General features: G+C 69.3%; 16 protein-coding genes. 3 read left to right on the top strand and 13 right to left on the bottom strand.

Annotation, left to right across the window (positions count from 1 at the left end; all coding sequences use genetic code 11):
• Positions 1-9: 9 nt before the first annotated feature.
• The 4 genes from ACFVYN_RS32435 to betA form a co-directional block, all read right to left on the bottom strand.
• Positions 10-2010: an ABC transporter permease gene (locus ACFVYN_RS32435; protein WP_390005109.1), complete on the bottom strand. Its 2001-nt coding sequence runs from the start codon at positions 2008-2010 to the stop codon at positions 10-12.
• Positions 2010-3098, bottom strand: a complete 1089-nt coding sequence (locus ACFVYN_RS32440) for a glycine betaine/L-proline ABC transporter ATP-binding protein (RefSeq protein ID WP_390005111.1) — start codon at positions 3096-3098, stop codon at positions 2010-2012. The genes ACFVYN_RS32435 and ACFVYN_RS32440 overlap by 1 nt, the downstream gene beginning before the upstream one ends.
• A 20-nt stretch (positions 3099-3118) precedes the next feature.
• Positions 3119-4588, bottom strand: coding sequence for an aldehyde dehydrogenase family protein (locus tag ACFVYN_RS32445; protein WP_390005114.1), 1470 nt, complete (start codon positions 4586-4588; stop codon positions 3119-3121).
• A gap of 184 nt (positions 4589-4772) precedes the next feature.
• Positions 4773-6443, bottom strand: a complete 1671-nt coding sequence (gene betA, locus ACFVYN_RS32450) for a choline dehydrogenase (RefSeq protein ID WP_390005117.1) — start codon at positions 6441-6443, stop codon at positions 4773-4775.
• Positions 6444-6650: 207 nt separating this feature from the next.
• Here betA and ACFVYN_RS32455 point away from each other — a divergent pair, with 207 nt between their 5' ends.
• Positions 6651-7397, top strand: a complete 747-nt coding sequence (locus tag ACFVYN_RS32455; RefSeq protein ID WP_390005141.1) for an IclR family transcriptional regulator — start codon at positions 6651-6653, stop codon at positions 7395-7397.
• Here the strand turns inward: ACFVYN_RS32455 and ACFVYN_RS32460 are convergent.
• From ACFVYN_RS32460 to ACFVYN_RS32500, 9 genes are all read right to left on the bottom strand, one after another.
• A complete protein-coding gene (locus ACFVYN_RS32460; RefSeq protein ID WP_390005119.1) occupies positions 7385-8536 on the bottom strand; it encodes an aromatic ring-hydroxylating dioxygenase subunit alpha in 1152 nt (383 codons plus the stop codon). The genes ACFVYN_RS32455 and ACFVYN_RS32460 overlap by 13 nt on opposite strands.
• Positions 8537-8624: 88 nt before the next feature.
• Positions 8625-9785 carry an NAD(P)/FAD-dependent oxidoreductase gene (locus ACFVYN_RS32465; RefSeq protein WP_390005121.1) on the bottom strand — a complete coding sequence of 387 codons (1161 nt, stop codon included), beginning with the start codon at positions 9783-9785 and terminating at the stop codon, positions 8625-8627.
• The gene (locus ACFVYN_RS32470) at positions 9782-10144 is read right to left on the bottom strand and encodes a bifunctional 3-phenylpropionate/cinnamic acid dioxygenase ferredoxin subunit (protein WP_352386878.1); all 363 of its coding nucleotides are present in this window, start codon (positions 10142-10144) and stop codon (positions 9782-9784) included. The genes ACFVYN_RS32465 and ACFVYN_RS32470 overlap by 4 nt, the downstream gene beginning before the upstream one ends.
• A 160-nt stretch (positions 10145-10304) precedes the next feature.
• Positions 10305-11390: an S-(hydroxymethyl)mycothiol dehydrogenase gene (locus ACFVYN_RS32475; RefSeq protein WP_390005123.1), complete on the bottom strand. Its 1086-nt coding sequence runs from the start codon at positions 11388-11390 to the stop codon at positions 10305-10307.
• A 305-nt stretch (positions 11391-11695) separates the two neighbouring features.
• Positions 11696-14071 (bottom strand): ATP-binding cassette domain-containing protein, encoded by a 2376-nt coding sequence (locus ACFVYN_RS32480; protein ID WP_390005144.1) that lies wholly within the window; start codon positions 14069-14071, stop codon positions 11696-11698.
• A 54-nt stretch (positions 14072-14125) separates the two neighbouring features.
• Positions 14126-14314 (bottom strand): hypothetical protein, encoded by a 189-nt coding sequence (locus tag ACFVYN_RS32485; RefSeq protein WP_390005125.1) that lies wholly within the window; start codon positions 14312-14314, stop codon positions 14126-14128.
• Between the two features lie 124 nt (positions 14315-14438).
• Positions 14439-15029: a TetR/AcrR family transcriptional regulator gene (locus tag ACFVYN_RS32490; protein ID WP_390005127.1), complete on the bottom strand. Its 591-nt coding sequence runs from the start codon at positions 15027-15029 to the stop codon at positions 14439-14441.
• 24 nt (positions 15030-15053) lie between these two features.
• A complete protein-coding gene (locus ACFVYN_RS32495) occupies positions 15054-17105 on the bottom strand; it encodes a discoidin domain-containing protein (RefSeq protein ID WP_390005129.1) in 2052 nt (683 codons plus the stop codon).
• Positions 17106-17262: 157 nt separating this feature from the next.
• Entirely contained in the window at positions 17263-18915 is a 1653-nt protein-coding gene (locus ACFVYN_RS32500; protein ID WP_390005132.1) for a cellulase family glycosylhydrolase, read from the bottom strand.
• A gap of 508 nt (positions 18916-19423) precedes the next feature.
• Between ACFVYN_RS32500 and ACFVYN_RS32505 the strand changes: the two genes are divergently transcribed.
• Both ACFVYN_RS32505 and ACFVYN_RS32510 read left to right on the top strand, forming a co-directional pair.
• Positions 19424-19642, top strand: a complete 219-nt coding sequence (locus tag ACFVYN_RS32505) for a hypothetical protein (RefSeq protein ID WP_390005135.1) — start codon at positions 19424-19426, stop codon at positions 19640-19642.
• Positions 19643-19958: 316 nt separating this feature from the next.
• The coding region (locus ACFVYN_RS32510; protein ID WP_390005137.1) for a helix-turn-helix domain-containing protein at positions 19959-20280 on the top strand (322 nt) is incomplete at its 3' end.

Below are 20280 nucleotides of genomic sequence, written 5' to 3' on the forward strand. Positions count from 1 at the left end.
CGATGTGCGTCATGCGCTCGCGCGTCGCGCCGCTGACTGAGTGATCCGGTCGAACATGACTCCGAGAAGGACGATGGCCAGACCCGCGGCCAGCCCCTTCCCGTACAGCTGCCCCTGTGAGAATCCGGCCACGACGTCGTAGCCGAGGGCGCCCGCGCCTACCAAGCCGCCCACAACAACCATCGACAGCACGTAGATCAGGCCCTGGTTGGTCGCAAGTGTCAGGGCACTGCGTGACATCGGCAGTTGAACCTTGGTGATGATCTGCCAGGTGTTGCACCCGGCCGAGGTGGCCGCCTCCACGGTGGTCTCGGGGACGGCCCGGATCCCGTCGGCGATGATCTTCATGGCGACGGGCGCCCCGTAGACGATCGCGGCGACGATGGCCGTGAAGCGCGTGGGGCCGAAGAGAGCGAGGAACGGCACGAGGTAGACGAAGGGCGGCATGACCTGGGCCGCGTCCAGGGTGGGCCGGATCAGCCGGTCCACGAGCATGCTGCGACCCATCCACGTGCCGAAGACGAGGCCGAGGATCATCACCAGCACGGTCGCGACGAACGTCGAGGCCAGCGTCGTCATGGCGTCCGACCACATACCGGTGCCGACCAGCAGGCCCACGCACACGGCCGTGGTAACCCCGGACTTCCAGCCACCCAGCACCACGGCCAGCGCGACCAGCACCACTCCGATGAGCCACCACGGGGAGTCGGTGACCAGGGTCTGGAACGGGTTGAGCAGGCCGTTGGTGATGACGTCACGGATGTCGTTGGTCAGGCCCGAGATGTTGTCCTGCACCCAGTTGGTCATGGTGTCCGCGGCGCGGGCGATGTGGCCGCCGACGGTGCCGTCGCCGGGGAAGTCGGCCGCCCACAGATAGGTGCGCGACAGGTAGATCAGGACCGCGGTCACCGCGGCGCCCGCTCCCAGCAGTGGCCGCCGCCATTTCACGAAGCGGTTCTTGGAGCGCCGTGCGTTCTCCTCGCGGACGCTGGCCGCGGTCGTGACCCGGTCCAGGACGATCGCCATGACCACGATGGCGAGACCCGCGTTGAAGGCCGTGCCGACGTCGAGCGTCTGCAGCGCCTGGATGACGGTCACGCCGAGGCCGGGCGCGTTGATCAGCGCCGCGATGGTCACCATGGCCAGGGCGGCCATGATGGTCTGGTTGACGCCCATCACCACGGTCCGCTTGGACATGGGCAGCAGGACCTTCAGCAGCGACTGGCGGCGCGTGGCGCCCAGTGAGTCGGCCGCCTCGACGGTCGTCTTCGACACATTGCGGATGCCGTGCGCGGTGATGCGGATCGTCGGCGGGGCCGCGTAGATCACGGTGGCGATGGTGGCGGAGGCCCCGCCGATCTCGAAGAACAGGGTCAGCGGTGCCAAGTAGACGAAGGTCGGCATCGTCTGCATGAAGTCCAGGAAAGGCGTCATGATCTGGTTGAAGCGGTCCGACAGTCCGGCCCACACCCCGAGCGGGATCGCGAACAGCATGACCACGAACACCGCGGAGAGGGTGAGGGAGAGGGTGTCCATGCTCTCCTGCCACAGCCCCTGCAGCCCGAAGAAGGTGAACCCCGCAACGGCCAGCAGCGCGACCCGCCAGTTGCCCACGGCCCAGGAGACGTAGCCGGCGATGCCGACGACGCCGAGCCAGCCGATCTCCGGGACCGGGCGAGCCCCGGACGGCTGGGAGATCAGGTGCTGGATGAAGGTCACCAGGGTGTCGATGACCAGCCGGATCTCATTGAAGAAGTACAGGAAGAGCGGGTTGGAGTTCCGGTTGGCGCCGACGGAGTCGTTGAAGTCGTTGAGCCACCGGTGCAGATCGGTGAGGTCGGCCGCCGCCAGGGTCAGGGTCTGCTTTCCGCGCAGCACGGCGAACAGCACCAGCCAGACGACCAGGATCGCGCCGATCGCCATGGTCCGGCTGACCTTGCGCGCGCCCTTGGCGGGCGCGGGCGGTTCCACGGCCTCTGTCTTCTCGGGTTTCTCCATGACGACGGTCATCACGCGTCGCCTTCCTGCCCGGCGACCACCGCGAGGATCTCCTCGTCGCCGACGATGCCGATCAGCTTGCCGTTCTCGACGACCTTGACGGGCCTGTCGGCCGCGAGCACCGCCCGGGTGGCCTCCTTCACCACCACATCAGGGCCCAACTCGGGTCCGTCCAGGGGGTCTTCGGGAGTGGCCGGACGCATGATCCAGCGCAGGGTCAGCACATCGCCGCGCGGCACGTCCTTGACGAAGTCGCGGACGTAGTCGTCGGCGGGGGCGCCCACGAGTTCGTCGCCGGTGCCGCACTGGACCGTCTTGCCGTCCCGCATGATGAGGATGCGGTCGCCGAGCTTCAGCGCCTCGGAGAGGTCGTGGGTGATGAACACCATCGTCTTGCCGACCTCGTGGTGCAGCCGGATGACCTCGCTCTGCATGTCACGGCGGATCAGCGGGTCGAGCGCCGAGAACGGCTCGTCGAAGAGGAGGACGTCCGGATCTCCGGCCAACGCCCTTGCCAGGCCCACGCGTTGCTGCATACCGCCGGAGAGCTGGTCGGGGTAGGAGTTCTCGTACCCCGACAGGCCCACGAGTTCGACGACCTCCAGCGCCCGCCTGGTGCGCTCGGCCCGGCCCATGCCGCGGATCTCCAGGCCGAACGCCACGTTGTCGACGACGCGGCGGTGGGGCAGCAGACCGAAGTGCTGGAAGACCATGGAGAACTTGCTGCGCCGCAGTTCACGCAGCCGCCGCTCGTCGGCGTCCCGGATGTCCTCGCCCTCGAAGACGATCTGGCCGGCGGTGGGCTCGATCAGCCGGGTCAGACAGCGCACCAGGGTGGACTTGCCGGAGCCGGACAGTCCCATGACGACGAAGACCTCGCCGGGCGCGACGTCGAAGCTCACGTCCCGCACGGCGGCGGTGCAGCCGGCGCGGTCCATGAGTTCGCGGCGGGTGAGCCCGCGCAGCTCCTCGGAGTCCGGTACCTGGTCCGCCTTCGGCCCGAACACCTTCCACAGCCCGCGTACGGATATGACGGGCGTGGAGGCCGCGTCCTCGGGGGTGCCGCGGCGCGGCGGCACCTCGGTCTGGGTTGGGGTCATGGTCGACCTCTTCTCGGCGTTCAGCCGCGGAACCAGTGCTGCGGCCGGGGTTGGATGTTCTGCCAGATGTGCTTGGATTCGCGGTACTCGTCGAGGCCGGTCGGTCCCAGTTCCCGGCCCACACCGGAGTGCCCGAAGCCACCCCACTCCGCCTGTGGCACATAGGGGTGGTAGTCGTTGATCCACACCGTGCCGTGCCGCAGCCGGCGGGCGACCCGCTGGGCCTTCCCGGCATCCTGCGTCCAGACCGCCCCGGCGAGGCCGTACTCGGTGTCGTTGGCGATGCGGACGGCGTCGTCCTCACCGGAGAAGCGCTCCACGGTCAGCACCGGCCCGAAGGACTCCTCGTGCACCACCCGCATGTCCTGCCGGCACTCGTCGAGCACGGTGGGCGGGTAGTAATGGCCGTTCGCGAGGGCCGGGTCCGCGGGCCGTTCGCCACCACAGCGCAGTACGGCACCCTCTTCCAGGCCCGCCGCCACATACGCCTCGACCTTCTCCAGGTGCTGCGCCGAGATCAGCGCCCCGGTCTCGGCCTCGGGGTCGAAGGGCCCGCCGAGGCGGATCTGCCGGGCGCGGCGGACGACCTCGTCGACGAAGCGGTCGTGCAGCGAGTCCTCGACGATCAGCCGGGCACCGGCCGAGCAGACCTGCCCGGAGTGCAGGAAGACGGCCGTGAGCGCGAAGTCCACGGCCGTCTCGAAGTCGGCGTCGGCGAAGACGACATTGGGGTTCTTGCCGCCGAGTTCCAGCGCGACCTTCTTCACGGTCGCGGCGGCGGTGGCCATGATCCGTTTGCCGGTCTCCACGCCTCCGGTGAAGGAGACCATGTCGACCCGGGGGTCCTCGGAGAGCGGGGCGCCCACTTCGGGTCCGGTGCCGAGGACGAGGTTGGCCGCACCGGCGGCCAGTCCGGCCTCCTCCAGCACCTTCATCAGCAGGATCGCGGTGGAAGGGGTGAGCTCACTGGGCTTGAGGACGATCGTGTTTCCGGCAAGAAGGGCCGGGGCGACCTTCCAACTGGCTTGCAGAAGTGGGTAGTTCCACGGTGTGATCAGACCGCACACCCCGATCGGCTCGTGGACCACGCGGCTGACGGCGTCGTCCCGGCCGGTGTCTATCACGCGGCCGGCGTCGGTGCCGCCGAGCCCGCCGTAGTAGCGAAGACAGGAGACGACGTCGTCGATGTCGTACTCGCTCTCCACCAGCCGCTTGCCGGTGTCCAGCGACTCGGCGCGGGCGAACTCCTTGGCGTCGCGCTGGATCAGGTCGGCGGTGCGCAGCAGCAGGGCGCCCCGCTCCCGCTCGGGGGTGAGCGGCCAGGGCCCTTCGTCGAAGGCCCGGCGGGCGGCCTCGACGGCCGCCTCGGTGTCGGCGCGGGTCCCCTCGGACACGGTGGCGGAGAGCGTTCCGTCGGCGGGACATCGGATCTCCCGGCGGCCTCCGGCCACCGGCTCCCGCCATTCACCGTCCACGTACAGGTCTGCCACGTCGGGAGCCCTTCGAGCGATTTCGTTGCGCATGACGCATCGCATTGCTTGTGGTGGAACACTCTGGAGACTGCGGCAACCCACGTCAAGGGGTTGGAGGATGACGGTTTGGGTACACGGGCGGCTTGCGCGCAGCCCGACCCCGGCCGGTTTCCGGGACAAGCGGCCCCGTGATAAATCCGCGTTACCCGGCCTGTGTCCGGGAGTCCCGGTGCCGGTAGTACACGGCGTCGGACGGCGCGAGCGGCTCCTTGCCGAGGATGAGGTCGGCCGCCTTCTCCGCGATCATCATCACCGGCGCGTAGATGTTTCCGTTGGTGACATAGGGCATCACCGACGCGTCGACGACCCGCAGCCCCTCGACTCCGTGCACGCGCAGGCTCTCGGGGTCCACGACGGCCATCTCGTCGGTGCCCATCTTGCAGGTGCAGGAGGGATGGAGGGCGGTCTCGCCGTCCTTGGCGACCCAGGCGAGGATCTCCTCGTCGGTCTCGACGGACGGGCCGGGCGAGATCTCCCCGCCGTTGTAGGGGGCGAGGGCGGGCTGGTTGAGCAGCCTGCGCGCGACGCGGATCGCCTCGACCCACTCGCGGCGGTCCTGCTCGGTGGACAGGTAGTTGAAGCGCAGAGCCGGGTGCTCCTGCGGGTCCCTGCTCCTGATCTTCACCGAGCCGAGGGCGTCGGAGTACATGGGCCCCACGTGCACCTGGTAGCCGTGTCCGCCGGCGGGCACGGAGCCGTCGTAGCGGACCGCGATGGGCAGGAAGTGGAACATCAGGTTGGGATAGTCCACGTCCTCGTTGCTGCGGGCGAACCCGCCTGCCTCGAAGTGGTTGGTCGAGGCGGGGCCCTTGCGGAAGAGCCACTGCAGGCCGATGAAGGGGGCACGCCACTTGGCGAGGTACGGCTGCATGGAGACGGGCTGCTTGCAGGCGTACTGGATGTACACCTCCAGGTGGTCCTGCATGTTCTCGCCGACGCCCGGCAGGTCGTGCACGACGTCGATGCCGAGGGCGCGCAGTTCCCCGGCGTTGCCGACGCCGGAGAGCTGGAGCAGTTGCGGGGAGTTGATCGCGCCGCCGCAGAGGATGACCTCCTTGCCACGCACCTGCTGCGGCGCGCCCTTGCCCCGGCGGTACTCGACGCCGACGGCCCGCTTGCCCTCGAACAGGACGCGGGTGACGAGGGCACGGGTGGTGACCGTGAGGTTGGGGCGCTTCCTGGCGGGCTTCAGATAGGCCTTGGAGGCCGAAAGGCGGCGTCCGTGGTGGACGTTGCGGTCGAACTTGGCGAAGCCTTCCTGCCGGTAGCCGTTGACGTCGTCGGTCGGCGCGTAGCCCGCCTCCTCGGTGGCCTTGAGGAAGGCGCCGAAGAGCGGGTTGGCGGCCGGGCCGCGCTCCAGGACGAGCGGGCCGTCGTGGCCGCGGAACTCGTCGTCGGGGTCGGCCGCGAGACAGTTCTCCATGCGCTTGAAGTACGGCAGACAGTGCGCGTAGTCCCAGGTCTCCATGCCGGGATCGGCGGCCCAGCGCTCGTAGTCCATGGGGTTGCCGCGCTGGAAGATCATGCCGTTGATGCTGCTGGAGCCGCCCAGCACCTTGCCACGGGCGTGGTAGACGCGCCGGCCGCCCATGTGCGGCTCGGGCTCGGACTCGTACTTCCAGTCGTAGAAGCGGCTGCCGATCGGGTAGGTCAGCGCCGCGGGCATGTGGATGAAGACGTCCCACGGGTAGTCGGGCCGGCCGGCCTCCAGGACCAGCACGCGGTTGCCGGGGTCGGCGGAGAGCCGGTTGGCCAGTGCGCTGCCGGCCGATCCACCACCGACGATGACGAAGTCGTACTGCTGAGGAGCCATGATGCCTCGTCTCGCTCGCGCCGTAGATATGCGCGGCATGGTAGTACGGGTAGCGCGATACGCACCAGGTTGCGAAGCACGCAACCTCCACGACACATGCACCGGGTCCGCGAAACAACTCCCACCCTTGTTTTTTACTCGCCGTATAGTTGCGTTGTGAGCAACTACAACCCGGATAACGAAACGACAGGGTCGTCGAGCGGCGGGGTGCAGTCCGTCGACCGGGCCATTCACGTGATGGAGATCCTGGCCCGGCGCGGCGAGGCCGGCGTGAGCGAGGTGGCCGCCGAAATCGACGTTCACAAGTCCACGGCGTTCCGGCTGCTCGGTGCGCTGGAGGCGCGCGGTCTGGTGGAACAGGCGGGTGAGCGCGGCAAGTACCGCCTCGGTTTCGGCATCGTGCGCCTGGCCGGCGCGGTCACCGGACGCATCGACATCACCCAGCAGAGCCGCCCCGTCTGCGAGGACCTTGCCGAGGAGCTCGGCGAGACCGTGAACGTCGCCGTGATGCAGGAGCGCTACGCGGTCAACCTCTACCAGGTGCGCGGCCCGGGTGCCGTCACCGCGCAGAACTGGGTCGGCCAGCTGACGCCGTTGCACGCCACGTCGAGCGGCAAGATCCTGCTGGCCCACCTGTCCGCCGAGCAGCGCGCCGCGCTCTTGACGGAGACCAGCCTGAAGAAGGTCACCCCGCGCACCATCACCGCCAAGACGAAGCTCGAGAAGAACCTCGCCGAGGCCCGGGAGCGGGGTTACGCCTGGGCCCTGGAGGAGCTGGAGCTCGGCCTGCACGCCATGGCCGCACCGGTCCGCGACCGGGACGGGGAGGTCATAGCGGCGCTCAGCGCCTCAGGGCCCTCGTACCGGCTCTCCGAGGAGCGCCTGCACGAACTCGCCCCGGTCCTGGTCAAGGGTGCCGAGGAGATCAGCCACCGCATGGGTTACCTGGGCTGAGCCCCGTCAGCCGGACCGACCCCGACCCCCAACCGGGCCTGGACCCAGTCGTGGAACTCGGCGATGTGGTGCTCGCTGGGCACCAGGACGCCGCCCTTGGCGTACAGCCGTGAGCTCATCCCGGGCTGGGTGCGCTCGCACGCGTCGAAGTCCTGCCGGTTGACGCGGTCGAAGAGCTCCACCGACCGGCTGACGTCCTTGCCGCTCGCCACGACCTGGGGCAGATACAGCCAGTCGCACTCGACGATCGTGCGGTCGGCCGCCACCGGGTACATCCGGTGGAAGATCACATGGTCGGGCACGAGGTTGACGAACACCTGCGGGCGCACGGTGATCGCGTAATAGCGGCGGTCCTGGTCCTCGGAGACCCCGGGAATCCGGTCCAGCCCCTCCGAGCCGTCGACGGTGAACCCCCTGACGTCCTCGCCGAACTCCGCGCCGTGCCCCACGTAGTACTGGGCCGCGTATCCGTCGGCGAACTCCGGGAGCACCTCGGTGAGTTCCGGGTGGATCGTCGCGCAGTGGTAGCACTCCATGAAGTTCTCGACGATCAGCTTCCAGTTGGCCTTCACGTCATAGACGATCCGCCGGCCGACCTCCAGCCCCGCGATGTCGTAGTGCTCGATCGACTCGGTGTCGCCGAGGCGCGCGATCACGTCCTGGACGACCTCGTCGAAGGGCGGCGGGTCCTCCGCGAGGCACACCCACACATAGCCCAGCCACTCGCGCACCGCGACACTCGCCAGGCCGTACTCGGTGCGGCCCACGTCCGGCATCTTGGTCAGGTTGGGCGCGGCGACGAGCTTGCCGGTCAGGTCGTACGTCCAGGCGTGGTACGGGCATTGGAAGGCACGCTTGACCTCGCCGGACTCCTCGGTGCACAGCTTGGCGCCCCGATGCCGGCACACATTGAAGTAGGCGCGGATCGAGTTGTCCCGGGCCCGCGTGATCAGGATGCTCTCGCGGCCCACCTCCACGGTCCTGAAGGCGCCCGGGCGGGGCAGGTCCGAGGCGCGGACGGCGCAGAACCACATCGCTTCGAAGATGCGCTCCTGCTCCTGGGCGAAGATCCCGGCATCCGTGTAGGAGGCGCCGGGGAGGGTGGCGATCAGGCTGTCCGGCAGGCTGGTCGAGGTCACAGGGCACTCCTCGGGGAACGTCGTGGGCCGGTGATGCACGCCGGGAAGAGCGGACGGCGTGGGAGACGGAGCGACAGCGACGGTGCTGTCAGGCCGCGGCGGCGAGCTGCTTGCGCCAGCGCGTGAACAGCCGCGGCTGGTTCATCCCGAGCACGGCGACCGGATGCCCGGAACGCCGGTAGACGGCCAGGACGTTGCGGTCGTCCCGGGCGCCCTCCTCGATCGTCACGCTGTCGGCGGCGGCCGCGTGACCGGCGAACTGGATCTTCACGCCGTACTGGTCCGACCAGAAGTACGGCGGCCTCGGCGCGCTCGGTTCCACCGCGCCGCCCACCAGGAGGGCGGTCACTGCCGCCTCGGGCCGCTCCCGGGCGCCGGTCCAGTGCTCGACGCGGCGGTGCAGGCCCGCGCGCGGGTCGTACCAGGAGGCGCAGTCCCCGACCGCGACCACGCCGGGCAGGCCGGTGCGGCCGTCGGCGCCGCACTTGACGCCGTCGTCGAGTTCGACGCCGGAGCCCGCCAGCCACTCGACGCACGGACGGGCGCCGACCCCCACGACCACGATGTCGGCGGGGACGCTGCGGCCGTCCGCCAGCAGGACGGCCTCGACACGGCTCGCGCCGCTCAGTCCCTTCACGCCCGTCCCGCACAGCAGCCGTACGCCGTGGTCGGCGTGGAGGGCGGAGACGATCCCGCCCATGGTCTCGCCGAGCGGTCCGGCCAGGGGGGTCGGGGCCGCTTCCACGACGGTCACGTCGAGTCCGAGGGCGTACGCGGTGGAGGCGACCTCGGCGCCGATGAAGCCGCCGCCGATCACCACCAGCCTGCCCCCGAGGGCCAGTTCGTCGCGCAGGGCGCGCGCGTCGTCCAGGGTGCGCAGGGTGTGCACCCCGGCCAGGGCGTCCGCGCCGGGCAGGGTCCGGGCGGCGGCGCCGGTCGCGATGACGACGCCGTCCGCCCGTACCTCGCTGCCGTCGGCGAGCCGTACGGCGCGCTGCGGGGCGTCGAGACCGACGGCACGGACACCGAGCAGCCACTGCACCCGCAGGTCCTCGTCGTCGGGCTCCAGTGCGAGGTCCGCCTCGGCCAGGGAGCCGGCCAGGAACTCCTTGGACAGCGGGGGCCGGTCGTAGGGGCGGTGGAGTTCGTCGCCGATGACGACGAGCCGTCCGTCGTAGCCCTGCTTGCGCAGCGAGCGCGCTGCCGAGAGACCGGCGAGCGAGGCGCCGACCACGGCGACGGTCCTCACGCGGGTCCGCCGGCGAGCCGGGCCGTCACGCAGGGCGGCAGGTTGGGGGCGTCCAGGGACAGCCGGACGTAGATCATGCCGTCCTCGACGTGGACCTCGTGGGTGCGGACCGGGCGCTTGGCCGGCGGGGCGTCCACAGCACCCGTCCGCAGGTCGAACTTCGAGGCGTGCAGCGGGCATTCCACCTCGCAGCCCTCCAGCCAGCCGTCGGCGAGCGAGGCGTCCTGATGGGTGCAGGTGTCGTCGATGGCGAAGACCTCGCCGTCGTCGGTGTGGAACACCGAGACCGGCGGATCGATGTCGAGCCGGTAGGCCTCGCCTCGGGGAAGGTCCACGAGACGGCACGCGGGAATCATCATGACACCTCGGTGCGTATAGCGAAACGGATTGCGTTGAACGCAACGTCAGTTTGAGGGCGCCCGCAAACCCTTGTCAAGGAGTCCAGAGGAGGGACCCGCGCGGGAATCGCTGTTGCCTCACATGCAGTGCTATGCGCCATGCGCAACATCGGGGGGCTTTTCACAGCACCACCACGGAGCGCAGCACCTCGCCGCGGTGCATCTTCTCGAACGCCTTCTCCACGTCCCCGAGGCCGATGGTCTCGGAGACGAACGCGTCCAGGTCGAAGCGGCCGTCCAGGAAGAGGTCGATGAGGGCCGGGAAGTCGCGCGAGGGCAGACAGTCGCCGTACCAGCTGGACTTCAGGGCGCCACCGCGTCCGAAGACGTCGAGCAGCGGCAGTTCCAGCTTCATCTCCGGGGTCGGCACCCCGACCAGGACGACGGTGCCGGCGAGGTCGCGGGCGTAGAAGGCCTGCCGGTAGGTCTCGGGGCGGCCGACCGCCTCCACGACGACGTCGGCACCGAAGCCGCCGGTCAGTTCGCGGATCGCCGCCACCGGGTCGTTCTCACGCGAGTCGACGGTGTGCGTGGCACCCATCCCCCTGGCCCGCTCCAGCTTGCGCGGGTCGACGTCGACAGCGATGACCTTGGTCGCGCCGGCGAGCCGTGCCCCCGCGACGGCAGCCGTGCCGACCCCGCCGCAGCCGATGACGGCGACGGAGTCCCCGCGGCCGACGGCGCCGGTGTTCACGGCCGCGCCGAACCCCGCCATGACCCCGCAGCCGAGCAGTCCCGCGGCGGCCGCCGGGGCCGCCGGGTCCACCTTGGTGCACTGCCCGGCGGCGACCAGGGTCTTCTCCGCGAAGGCGCCGATGCCGAGGGCGGGCGAGAGCGGGGTGCCGTCGAGCAGGGTCATCGGCTGGACCGCGTTGTGGGTGTCGAAGCAGTACCAGGGCCTGCCCTTGGCGCACGCCCGGCACTTTCCGCAGACCGCACGCCAGTTGAGGATGACGAAGTCGCCGGGTTCGACACCGGTGACGCCCTCCCCGACGGCTTCGACGCGACCGGCCGCCTCGTGCCCCAGCAGGAAGGGGAAGTCGTCGTTGATGCCGCCCTCCCGGTAGTGGAGATCGGTGTGGCAGACCCCGCACGCCTCGACCTTCACCAGCGCCTCGCCGGGACCGGGGTCGGGGACCACGATCGTCTCGACGGAGACGGGGGCGCCCTTCGCGCGGGCGACGACAGCACGAACCTCATGAGCCATGGGTCACTCCTCCGACCTACCTACGGGTTGCCCCATCCGGTACACGCATCACCATGCGCAACTGAGCATCGGGGAGGGTGGGCCATGGGTCAAGAGGCGGGATCCGGCCGGATCGCCGGGGCGGGGCCGGGTGAAAACACCGGGACGCCTGATCGGCGTGGCTCCCGCCGAAGCGGTGAGCCACGCCGACCGGAGCGTCAGGGGACCGGAGAGTCAGGGACCGCAGAGTCAGGGGACCGCAGAGTCAGGGACCGCAGAGTCAGGGGACCGGAGAGTCAGGGGGACCTGGGGCCGAGAACGCCCCGTCACTTGCCCACGTACGCCGCCAGATGCTTCGCCGTGAGCGTGCCTCCCGTGGCGACGAGTTCCGCCGGTGTCCCCTCGAACACGATCCGTCCGCCGTCGTGACCCGCCCCCGGGCCGAGGTCGATGATCCAGTCGGCGTGGGCCATGACCGCCTGGTGGTGCTCGACGACGACGACCGACTTGCCGGAGTCCACGAGCCGGTCCAGCAGGGCGAGGAGCTGCTCGACATCGGCCAGGTGGAGACCGGTGGTCGGCTCGTCCAGGATGTACACCCCGCCCTTCTCGCCCATGTGGGTCGCCAGCTTCAGCCGCTGCCGCTCACCGCCGGACAGGGTGGTGAGCGGCTGGCCGAGGGTGAGATAGCCGAGCCCGACGTCCGAGAGGCGCTCCAGGATCCTGTGCGCCGCCGGCGTACTCGCCTCACCGGTACGGAAGAACTCCGCCGCCTCCGTCACCGGCATCGCGAGCACCTCGCTGATGTCCCGCCCGCCGAGGTGGTACTCCAGTACCGAGGCCTGGAACCGCTTCCCCTCGCACTCCTCGCAGGTCGTGGCGACGCCGGCCATCATCGCGAGGTCGGTGTAGACGACCCCGGCGCCGTTGCAGGTCGGACAGGCGCCCTCGGAGTTGGCGCTGAACAGCGCCGGCTTCACCCCGTTGGCCTTCGCGAACGCCTTGCGGACCGGTTCGAGCAGTCCGGTGTACGTCGCCGGGTTGCTGCGCCGGGAACCGCGGATGACGCCCTGGTCGACGGAGACGACCTCCTCCCCGGCCGGGATCGACCCGTGCACCAGCGAGCTCTTGCCGGACCCGGCGACCCCGGTGATCACGGTCAGCACCCCGAGCGGGATGTCGACGTCGACGTCCTGGAGGTTGTGCGTGCTCGCACCGCGGATCTCCAGCGCGCCGGTCGCCTCGCGGACCGTGTCCTTGAGTCCGGCCCGGTCGTCGAAGTGACGGCCGGTGACCGTGCCGCTGGTCCGCAGCCCCTCGACGCTGCCCTCGAAGCAGACCGAGCCGCCCGCCGTACCGGCGCCGGGGCCGAGGTCGACGACATGGTCGGCGATCACGATCGTCTCCGGCTTGTGCTCCACGACCAGCACCGTGTTGCCCTTGTCCCGCAGGCGCAGCAGCAGGTTGTTCATGCGCTGGATGTCATGCGGGTGCAGCCCGATGGTCGGCTCGTCGAAGACGTAGGTGACATCGGTGAGCGAGGAGCCGAGGTGGCGGATCATCTTGGTGCGCTGCGCCTCGCCGCCGGACAGCGTGCCGGAGGACCGGTCGAGGGAGAGATAGCCGAGCCCGATCTCCACGAACGAGTCGAGGGTCTCCCCCAGCGCCGTCAGCAGCGGCCCGACCGACGGCTCTTCCAGCGCGCGGACCCACGCGGCCAGGTCGCTGATCTGCATCGCGCAGGCGTCGGCGATGCTGACCCCCTTGATCTTCGAGGACCGGGCGCCCTCGCTCAGCCGGGTCCCCTCGCACTCGGGACAGACCATGAAGGTGATCGCGCGGTCCACGAACTCGCGGATGTGCGGCTGCATCGACTCGCGGTCCTTGGCGAGCATCGACTTCTGGATGCGCGGGACGAGACCCTCGTAGGTCATGTTGATGCCCGCGATCTTCATCCTGACCGGCTCGCGGTACAGGAAGTCCTGGAGCTCGCGCTTGGTGAACTTCCGGATCGGCTTGTCCGCGTCGAAGAAGCCGGACTCGCTGTAGAGGCGGTAGTTCCAGCCGCCGGCCTTGTAGCCGGGGATGGTCATCGCGCCCTCGTTCAGCGACTTGGAGTCGTCGTAGAGCTGGGTGAGGTCGATGTCGTTGACCGTGCCGCGGCCCTCGCAGCGCGGACACATGCCGCCGACGATGCTGAAGCTGCGGCGCTCCTTCACGGTCTGTCCGCCGCGCTCCATGGTCACCGCGCCCGCCCCGCTGATCGAGGCGACGTTGAAGGAGAACGCCTTGGGCGAGCCGATGTGCGGGGTGCCGAGCCTGCTGAACAGGATCCGCAGCATCGCGTTGGTGTCGGTGACGGTGCCCACGGTGGAGCGCGGGTCGCCGCCGAGACGCTGCTGGTCGACGGTGATGGCGGTGGTCAGGCCGTCGACGACGTCCACGTCGGGCCGCGCCAGGGTGGGCATGAAGCCCTGCACGAAGGCGCTGTACGTCTCGTTGATCATCCGCTGCGACTCGGCGGCGATGGTGTCGAACACCAGCGAGCTCTTGCCGGAGCCGGAGACTCCGGTGAAGACCGTGAGCCGGCGCTTCGGGATCTCGATGCTGACGTCCTTGAGGTTGTTCTCGCGCGCCCCGTGCACACGGATCAGGTCGTGGCTGTCAGCGGCGTGCCGGTCGTCCGCAGTGGCCTTGCCCATGGTGATGTCCTCCCGTTTTACGACAGCTTCGAACACTACGACGACGCGCACGCCTCAGCGCAGCTCCTGGACGCGGATCAGGTGCAGCCGCTCGAAGGCGGAGCCGAGGTCCGGGGTGGTGAGCAGCAGGCCGGGGCCCTCGCCCGCCGGGACCGAGACACAGGCCTGGCGGACGGGCCCGACGGTGAGCCGGCGCATCCTGTCGCGGCCCACGTCACCACCGCGCACCTCGAAGCCCAGCACGTCCCGGTGGAAGTCCGGGGGCCTGCGGGTCGTGGTGCGGGAGGGAGCTCGCCCGAATCCGGATGTCCATGTCCGTCACGCTAGCCACGGCCCGCGGCCGGTGCTTCTCGAATCCTGACCGGTCTCAGCGCACCAGGCCCGCGATGTGCGCCGTGACCGTGTCGAGGATGTCCTCCCAGGCGGCCGCGTCGCCGAGGACCAGGTAGTTCAGGGTGAGCCCGTCGGTCATGGCCGCGAGATAGCGGGCCAGCACGGAGACGGGCACCTTCAGCTCCAGGTCCATGCCCCTGCGCAGCTGCTCGATCAGCTCCGCGTAGGCCTCGCCGTACAGCTCGTACTGGCGCCTGGCCAGGTGCTCGAAGCCGGGCTCGCGCAGGGCGTACTGGGTGAGTTCGTAGGTGAGCATGTGCGCCTCGGGGTGGGCGCGGACGTGGTCCCAGTACGCCCGGAACCCGGCGGCGACGGTCTCCTCCAGGGTGTCCTTGGGACGCAGCGCCTCCTGGACCACGCTCACCGAGTGATCGGTGAGCGTGGTGATCACGGCCTCGACGAGGGCCTGCTTGGAGTCGAAGCAGTAGTGGAAGACGCTGAGGGAGACGCCGGCCTCGGCGGCGATGGACCGGGTCGTCGTCTTCGCGACACCGTCCCGGGCCATCGCCCTGATCGCCGCTTCCGTCAGCTGTCTGCGCCGCTCGGCCGACGGCATGCGTGCCATGTGTATCCCCCGCTGTCGATGAAATCAGCCGCTGTGGACTCCCACCTCGTAGAGCGAGTATCCCCAGTCGGTACCGCGGCCGAGACCGTGGACCCGGACGTAACGGGCCGGTGTACCCGTGAACTTGGCCGTGTCGAGGCCGCCGTCACCGGACGTCGTCGACCAGACGCTCTGCCAGTTCGTCCCGTCCGTGGACAGCTCGATCCGGTACGACTTCCCGTACGCCCGCTCCCAGTCGAGCGTGACCTTGGAGACCCGGTTCGTGGAGCCCAGGTCGACCTGCCACCACTGGTCGTCGCTCCAGTCGCTCGCCCAGCGGCTGGAGTCGTCGCCGTCCACGGCCCGCCCTGGCTGATAGCTGGTGATCGGGTTGGACTCGGACGAACTGGCCGTGGCCGTCTTCCCCTTGGCGAGGTCGACGGACGCCTGATGCTGCTCTGTCGAGCCCCAGGTGTCGAGGTAGGACTCGGCGCCCCGGAAGAGGTCGTCGACCACACCCTGCCCGCCGACGAGCCGGATGTCCTCGATCCAGTCGGGGATCATGCCGACGTGGGCGCCCCCGTCGGTGTTGAAGTCGAAGGTGCGCTGCCCGGACGTCTCCTTGTCGATGACCGAGCCCCCGTCGACGCTCTTGAAGGGGTACGTCACCTTGTTCGCGGCGTCCGCGCCGCGTGGTGCGGGGTGGTCTCCGATGCCGTTGAAGTCGGTGCCGAATCCGTAGCCCACGCCGTACTTGTCGCGCAGCGCGTCGGTGCGCTTCGCCTCCGCGGCGAACCCTTCGGAGCCGTGCATGTACTGGGCGACGAACCCGCCGAGGGAGTAGACCCGCTCGGTCCAGTTGAGGTCCATCCAGCTGTGCGAGGAGAGCACGCCCGGGTAGTTCGCGGCTTCGAAGATGTCGAGGACCTGGCCGGTGGCCTTGACGCTCATGTGGTCGATCTCGAGCATCATCTTGCGTTTCATCATGCCGCGCACGGCGTACTCGCCGAGGTCGGTGAGCCCGCGGACGTTGCACTGCGCGCCCTTGTCGTACTGCGGGACCTCGGTGCCGGCCGGCAGGTCGTTCTCCGCCGCGGAGGTGGCCGTACCGATGGGGTTGTCGTGCTGCGGGCCCTTGCAGGTCTCGGTCTTCCAGAAGGTGCCGGTGGACAGGAACTGCCCGACGTTGATGGCGGTTCCGAGTCCGCCCTCGTCGAAGCGGACCCCGCACAGGGCGTTGTCGAACTTGTGACACAGGAACATCGAGCGCACGCCAAGGCCGTACAGCTCGTCCAGCCCCTTGTCGATGTCGGCCTTGCTGCACTGCCCGATGTCGAGGATCTGCTTGCAGCCGAACGGCTCGGAGGTCTCCACACCGAGGACGACCGCCAACTTGCCCTGCTGGATGACCTGTCGGGCCTGCGCGCTGTCGGTGACGATCCGGAACCAGCCCTTGCCGGTGCCGCCGTACATCTTGTCGACGAAGGCCTGGAGGTCGTAGGTCATCTTCGCCTGCAGGCGGATCGAGGTCATCTCGTCACAACTGCGGTCCTTGAACGGGTAGACGGAGCAGATCATCCCGTTGGTGACGAGGTCGTTGACCAGCACTCGCTGACCACCGCGCCAGGCCCGCTCCACCCAGGCGTAGTAGTTCGCCTGATGGGTCATCGAGTCGTACGCCGGCCAGTCCTTGAAGGTCGGCCAGCCGGTCGGGTCGTGCTTGCCGTCGCCGCCGTGGGTGATGTAGTCGAAGAGCGCGAGGGAGCCGTCGGGGTAGTGCTCGGGACAGTCCTTGAGCGCGTCGGCGACTCCGGCCTCGGAGAACACCTTGCCACAGATCAGCCGCCCGCCGAAGGCCTCGTTGGAGAAGAGGTGGTTGTGGGCGTCGATGAACCCCCGTACTTCTCCTGCCGAGTTGGTGCCGGTGAAGGGCGCCCCGGTGACGTTGACCTGGGCGTCGGGGGTGGGCCTGGCCGTCGGGGTCCACCAGTCGGTGGCCGCCGAACTCTGCGTGGGGCCCAGGATCGTGGCCAGCACCAGGAGGAGCAGGGAGGTGAGAGTGATGTTCTTGCTTCTGCGGCAGGTGCGTCCGGCCATGGCCCACGTCCCTCGGTCGGCGGGAGGCGCCGTCGACCGAGGGCGTTTTGACTGCCCTTGGATTTGTCATGACCGGCGCAATAGATGCGTCGAGGATCGCGACCGAGCGCGCTCCGAGTCAAGAGTCCGGGACAGTTGACCTGATACCTGGGGTACATCAACCGTTCACGCAGGCCGCTCCGTTGAGAGTGAAAGCGGCGGGCGCGGTGTTCTTGGCGCCCTTGCTGCCGATGAAGCCGACGGTCACCGAACCCCCGGCGGGGATGGTGTTGGTGTAGCTGGCCGGGGTGACGGTCACCGAGCCACCGCTCTGCGCGGGCGTGCCGCCCCACATGTTGGAGATGGTCTGCCCGTCGGCGAAGGCGAAGCCGAGCTTCCAGCCGCTGACCGAGGCGGTGCCGGTGTTGCGGATGGCGATCTCGCCCTGGAAACCGCCCTGCCACTCACCGACCACGCGGTAGCCGACGGAGCAGTTCCCGGCGGGCGTGGTGGCGGTGGTGAGGCTCACCGGCGCCGAACGGGCCGACCGGTTCCCGGCCGCGTCACGCGCGTACACGGCGAAGGAGTACGCCGTGTCGGCCGTCAGGCCCGTCACGGTCACCGAGTTCGCCGTCGCGGCCGCCACCTTCGTCTCGGTGCCACCGTTCACGCGGACGACGTCGTACCCGGCGACGCCAACGTTGTCAGTGGACGCCGTCCAGGTCAGGTGGGCGGAGGTCGCCGTCACCGCGGAGGCGGTCGGGGCGCCCGGAGCGGTCGGAGCCTGGGTGTCGCCGGAACCGCTGCCGAAGACGGTGGCTTCCTTGGCGGTCTGCGCGATACCGTTGGCGCCGTGGAAGATGCGCTGACCCCATGACGTCATCTGCGCCGGGTCGAAGTTGAGCACGAGGTCGAGGATCGGGTCGGTGTTGCCGCTCCACGACCAGGCCAGGTAGCCGATGTGGAGCTGCTCGGCGGTGGCCATCATGGTGTCCTCGTCAGGATCACCCCACTGGTCGGCGGGGCCGCCGAACTCCCCGATCACGATGGGCAGTTTGGCGCTCACGAAGGCGTTCAGATAGTCGGTGACCTCCGCCGCGGTGTCGAAGACGCTGTACATGTGGATCGAGAAGATCAGGTTGCCGGTGGTGTCGGCGGCGTACACCGACTGGGCGTTGGTGCGCATGACCTGCTGCCAGTCCTGGCCCCAGTTGGGCGCGTCCACCATGATCGTGTGCTCGAAGCCGGCGCCCCGCAGCTTCTGGATCGCGGCGATGGTCGGGGCGGTCCAGCCGGCCGGATCGGTGTTGCCCCAGGGCTCGTTGCCGATGTTGATGACGATGTAGTCCTCTTGGCCGGCAAGGACGCTCTTCAGACCGATCCAGTAGTCGGCGGCCTGGTCCAGGGTGCCGGCCGCGCTGTCCTCTCCGTACCCGGTGGTGTCGTGCACCTCCAGGACGCAGATGAGCTTGTTGGCCTTGCACTGGGTGACAACGTTGGCCACGTCCGAGGCGCTGTTGGCGGTCCAGCGGTGGCCGTCCGCGAGGACCACGCGGACGGTGTTGGCGCCCTGCGCCTTGATGTCGGCCAGCGAGTCCAATTCGTTCGGATACCAGGTGTGGGCGTGGTTGACGCCACGCATGACGAAGTCGTTGCCGTTGCCCTCGACCAGGCGGCCGTTGCTGATGTGCAGACCGGTGGCCTGGGTGCCGGGTTCCTGGGTCGCCTGGGTCGCCTGGGCGGCCTGGGCGGCCTCGGCCGTGCCGGGACACAGGACACCGAGCACTACCAGCCCGACGAGGGCCGCCAGCCGGGCCAGGAGGTTGCTCAAGGGGCTCTTTCTCGTTCTTCTCACTGCGGCTCCAGGGGTGGGTGAGGCAGTCGGAAGGAGTATGGGAGCGCTCCCATGGAAGCCGCCATGCCAAGTACACGTCAAGACAGCTGACGGAAATGGGCCGTGCTCCCGGGCAACTCGGCGGGGCCGGCGCTCAGATGAGCTTCCGAGCCTCGACCACCACACCCGGGAGACACGTCGACCACGCGACCACCCGCCCCCTCAAGCCCGTCGACCCCTCACCCCCGTCGACCACGCGACCCCTCAACCCCATCGCCCCCTCGACCCCTGGACCCCTGGGCCCCTCGGCCCCTCGGCCCCGACTCTGGCCGGTAGTTCCGGCTGTCAGAAGTTGCACAGCGGAATTGCAGCAGGTTCGCAAACGGCGAGACTCAGCGGCCTCCTAGAAGTCATGTGGCCACGTGAGATGGATGACCCGCCGGGAAATGCGCCAGCCGTCATCGGTGCATCGCAGGTCGTCGGCGTAGACGACGCTGGCGTACAGGTGATCGAGATGATCCCGCCGGGCGTGCGCACGACCCTGATGGGTCAGCAGGACAGCGAGCAGTCCATGCCGTTGGACGACTTCCTCACCGAGGTCCTCGATCTGCTGCGCGAGAAGCCCGACGCGAAGGAGCTGGTCGTCGAGCGCGCCAGGTTCCTCCGCAACGCGGTGGCCAACGGTTTCTACGACGACGTCCTCGCCATGATCAGCGCCGGCTGACCGACCTGAAGTGCCCGACGGGCGACAACAGCACGCAGGCCCCGGTCCGTTGGGCCACATCATGGACGAACGCGCGCACGACCCGTCTCGGAGAGGTCCTCGCCCAAGACGCGGAAGGGTCGTGAAGTGTTCGGCTTCGCCCCGGTCGTCGCGCTGGAAGCGACCGGTTCCGCCCTGAGCGCCGACGGGCACGTGAGCGCCGCGCGCCCCCTCGGTGTCGGCCGTACGAGCGGCTTCGCGCGGGCAGAGGAGGAGGGCTCAGCCATGGATCGGCGGTCTCTGGATAGCCGGGCGGGATGGGGCGAGGATGGCGGGCATGGACAAGAAGGAACTGGCGGAATTCCTGCGCCGCCGGCGTGAGACGCTGCGCCCCCGCGACGTCGGGCTGGTCGAGGGGGCGCGCAGGCGGACGCAGGGGCTGCGCCGCGAGGAGGTCGCCCAGCTCGCCGGCATGTCCACCGACTACTACGCCCGCCTGGAGCAGCAGCGCGCTCCGCAGCCCTCCGTGCAGATCACCGCGGCTCTCGCGCGGGCGCTGCGGCTGACCCTGGACGAACGCGACCATCTCTTCGTCCTGATCGGTCACAACGCCCCGGCCCGCTTCCACCGCTGCGAACACGTCAGCCCGACCCTGATGC

It is taken from the genome of Streptomyces sp. NPDC058307 (genome assembly GCF_042880295.1).
Lineage (GTDB): Bacteria > Actinomycetota > Actinomycetes > Streptomycetales > Streptomycetaceae > Streptomyces.

Bases quoted from the DNA above. Each gene is read 5' to 3' on its own strand.
- ACFVYN_RS32435 (WP_390005109.1), bottom strand. From the start codon at position 2,010: ATGACCGTCGTCATGGAGAAACCCGAGAAGACAGAGGCCGTGGAACCG.
- ACFVYN_RS32440 (WP_390005111.1), bottom strand. From the start codon at position 3,098: ATGACCCCAACCCAGACCGAGGTGCCGCCGCGCCGCGGCACCCCCGAG.
- betA (WP_390005117.1), bottom strand. From the start codon at position 6,443: ATGGCTCCTCAGCAGTACGACTTCGTCATCGTCGGTGGTGGATCGGCC.
- ACFVYN_RS32470 (WP_352386878.1), bottom strand. From the start codon at position 10,144: ATGATGATTCCCGCGTGCCGTCTCGTGGACCTTCCCCGAGGCGAGGCC.
- ACFVYN_RS32475 (WP_390005123.1), bottom strand. From the start codon at position 11,390: ATGGCTCATGAGGTTCGTGCTGTCGTCGCCCGCGCGAAGGGCGCCCCC.
- ACFVYN_RS32480 (WP_390005144.1), bottom strand. From the start codon at position 14,071: ATGGGCAAGGCCACTGCGGACGACCGGCACGCCGCTGACAGCCACGAC.
- ACFVYN_RS32490 (WP_390005127.1), bottom strand. From the start codon at position 15,029: ATGGCACGCATGCCGTCGGCCGAGCGGCGCAGACAGCTGACGGAAGCG.
- ACFVYN_RS32495 (WP_390005129.1), bottom strand. From the start codon at position 17,105: ATGGCCGGACGCACCTGCCGCAGAAGCAAGAACATCACTCTCACCTCC.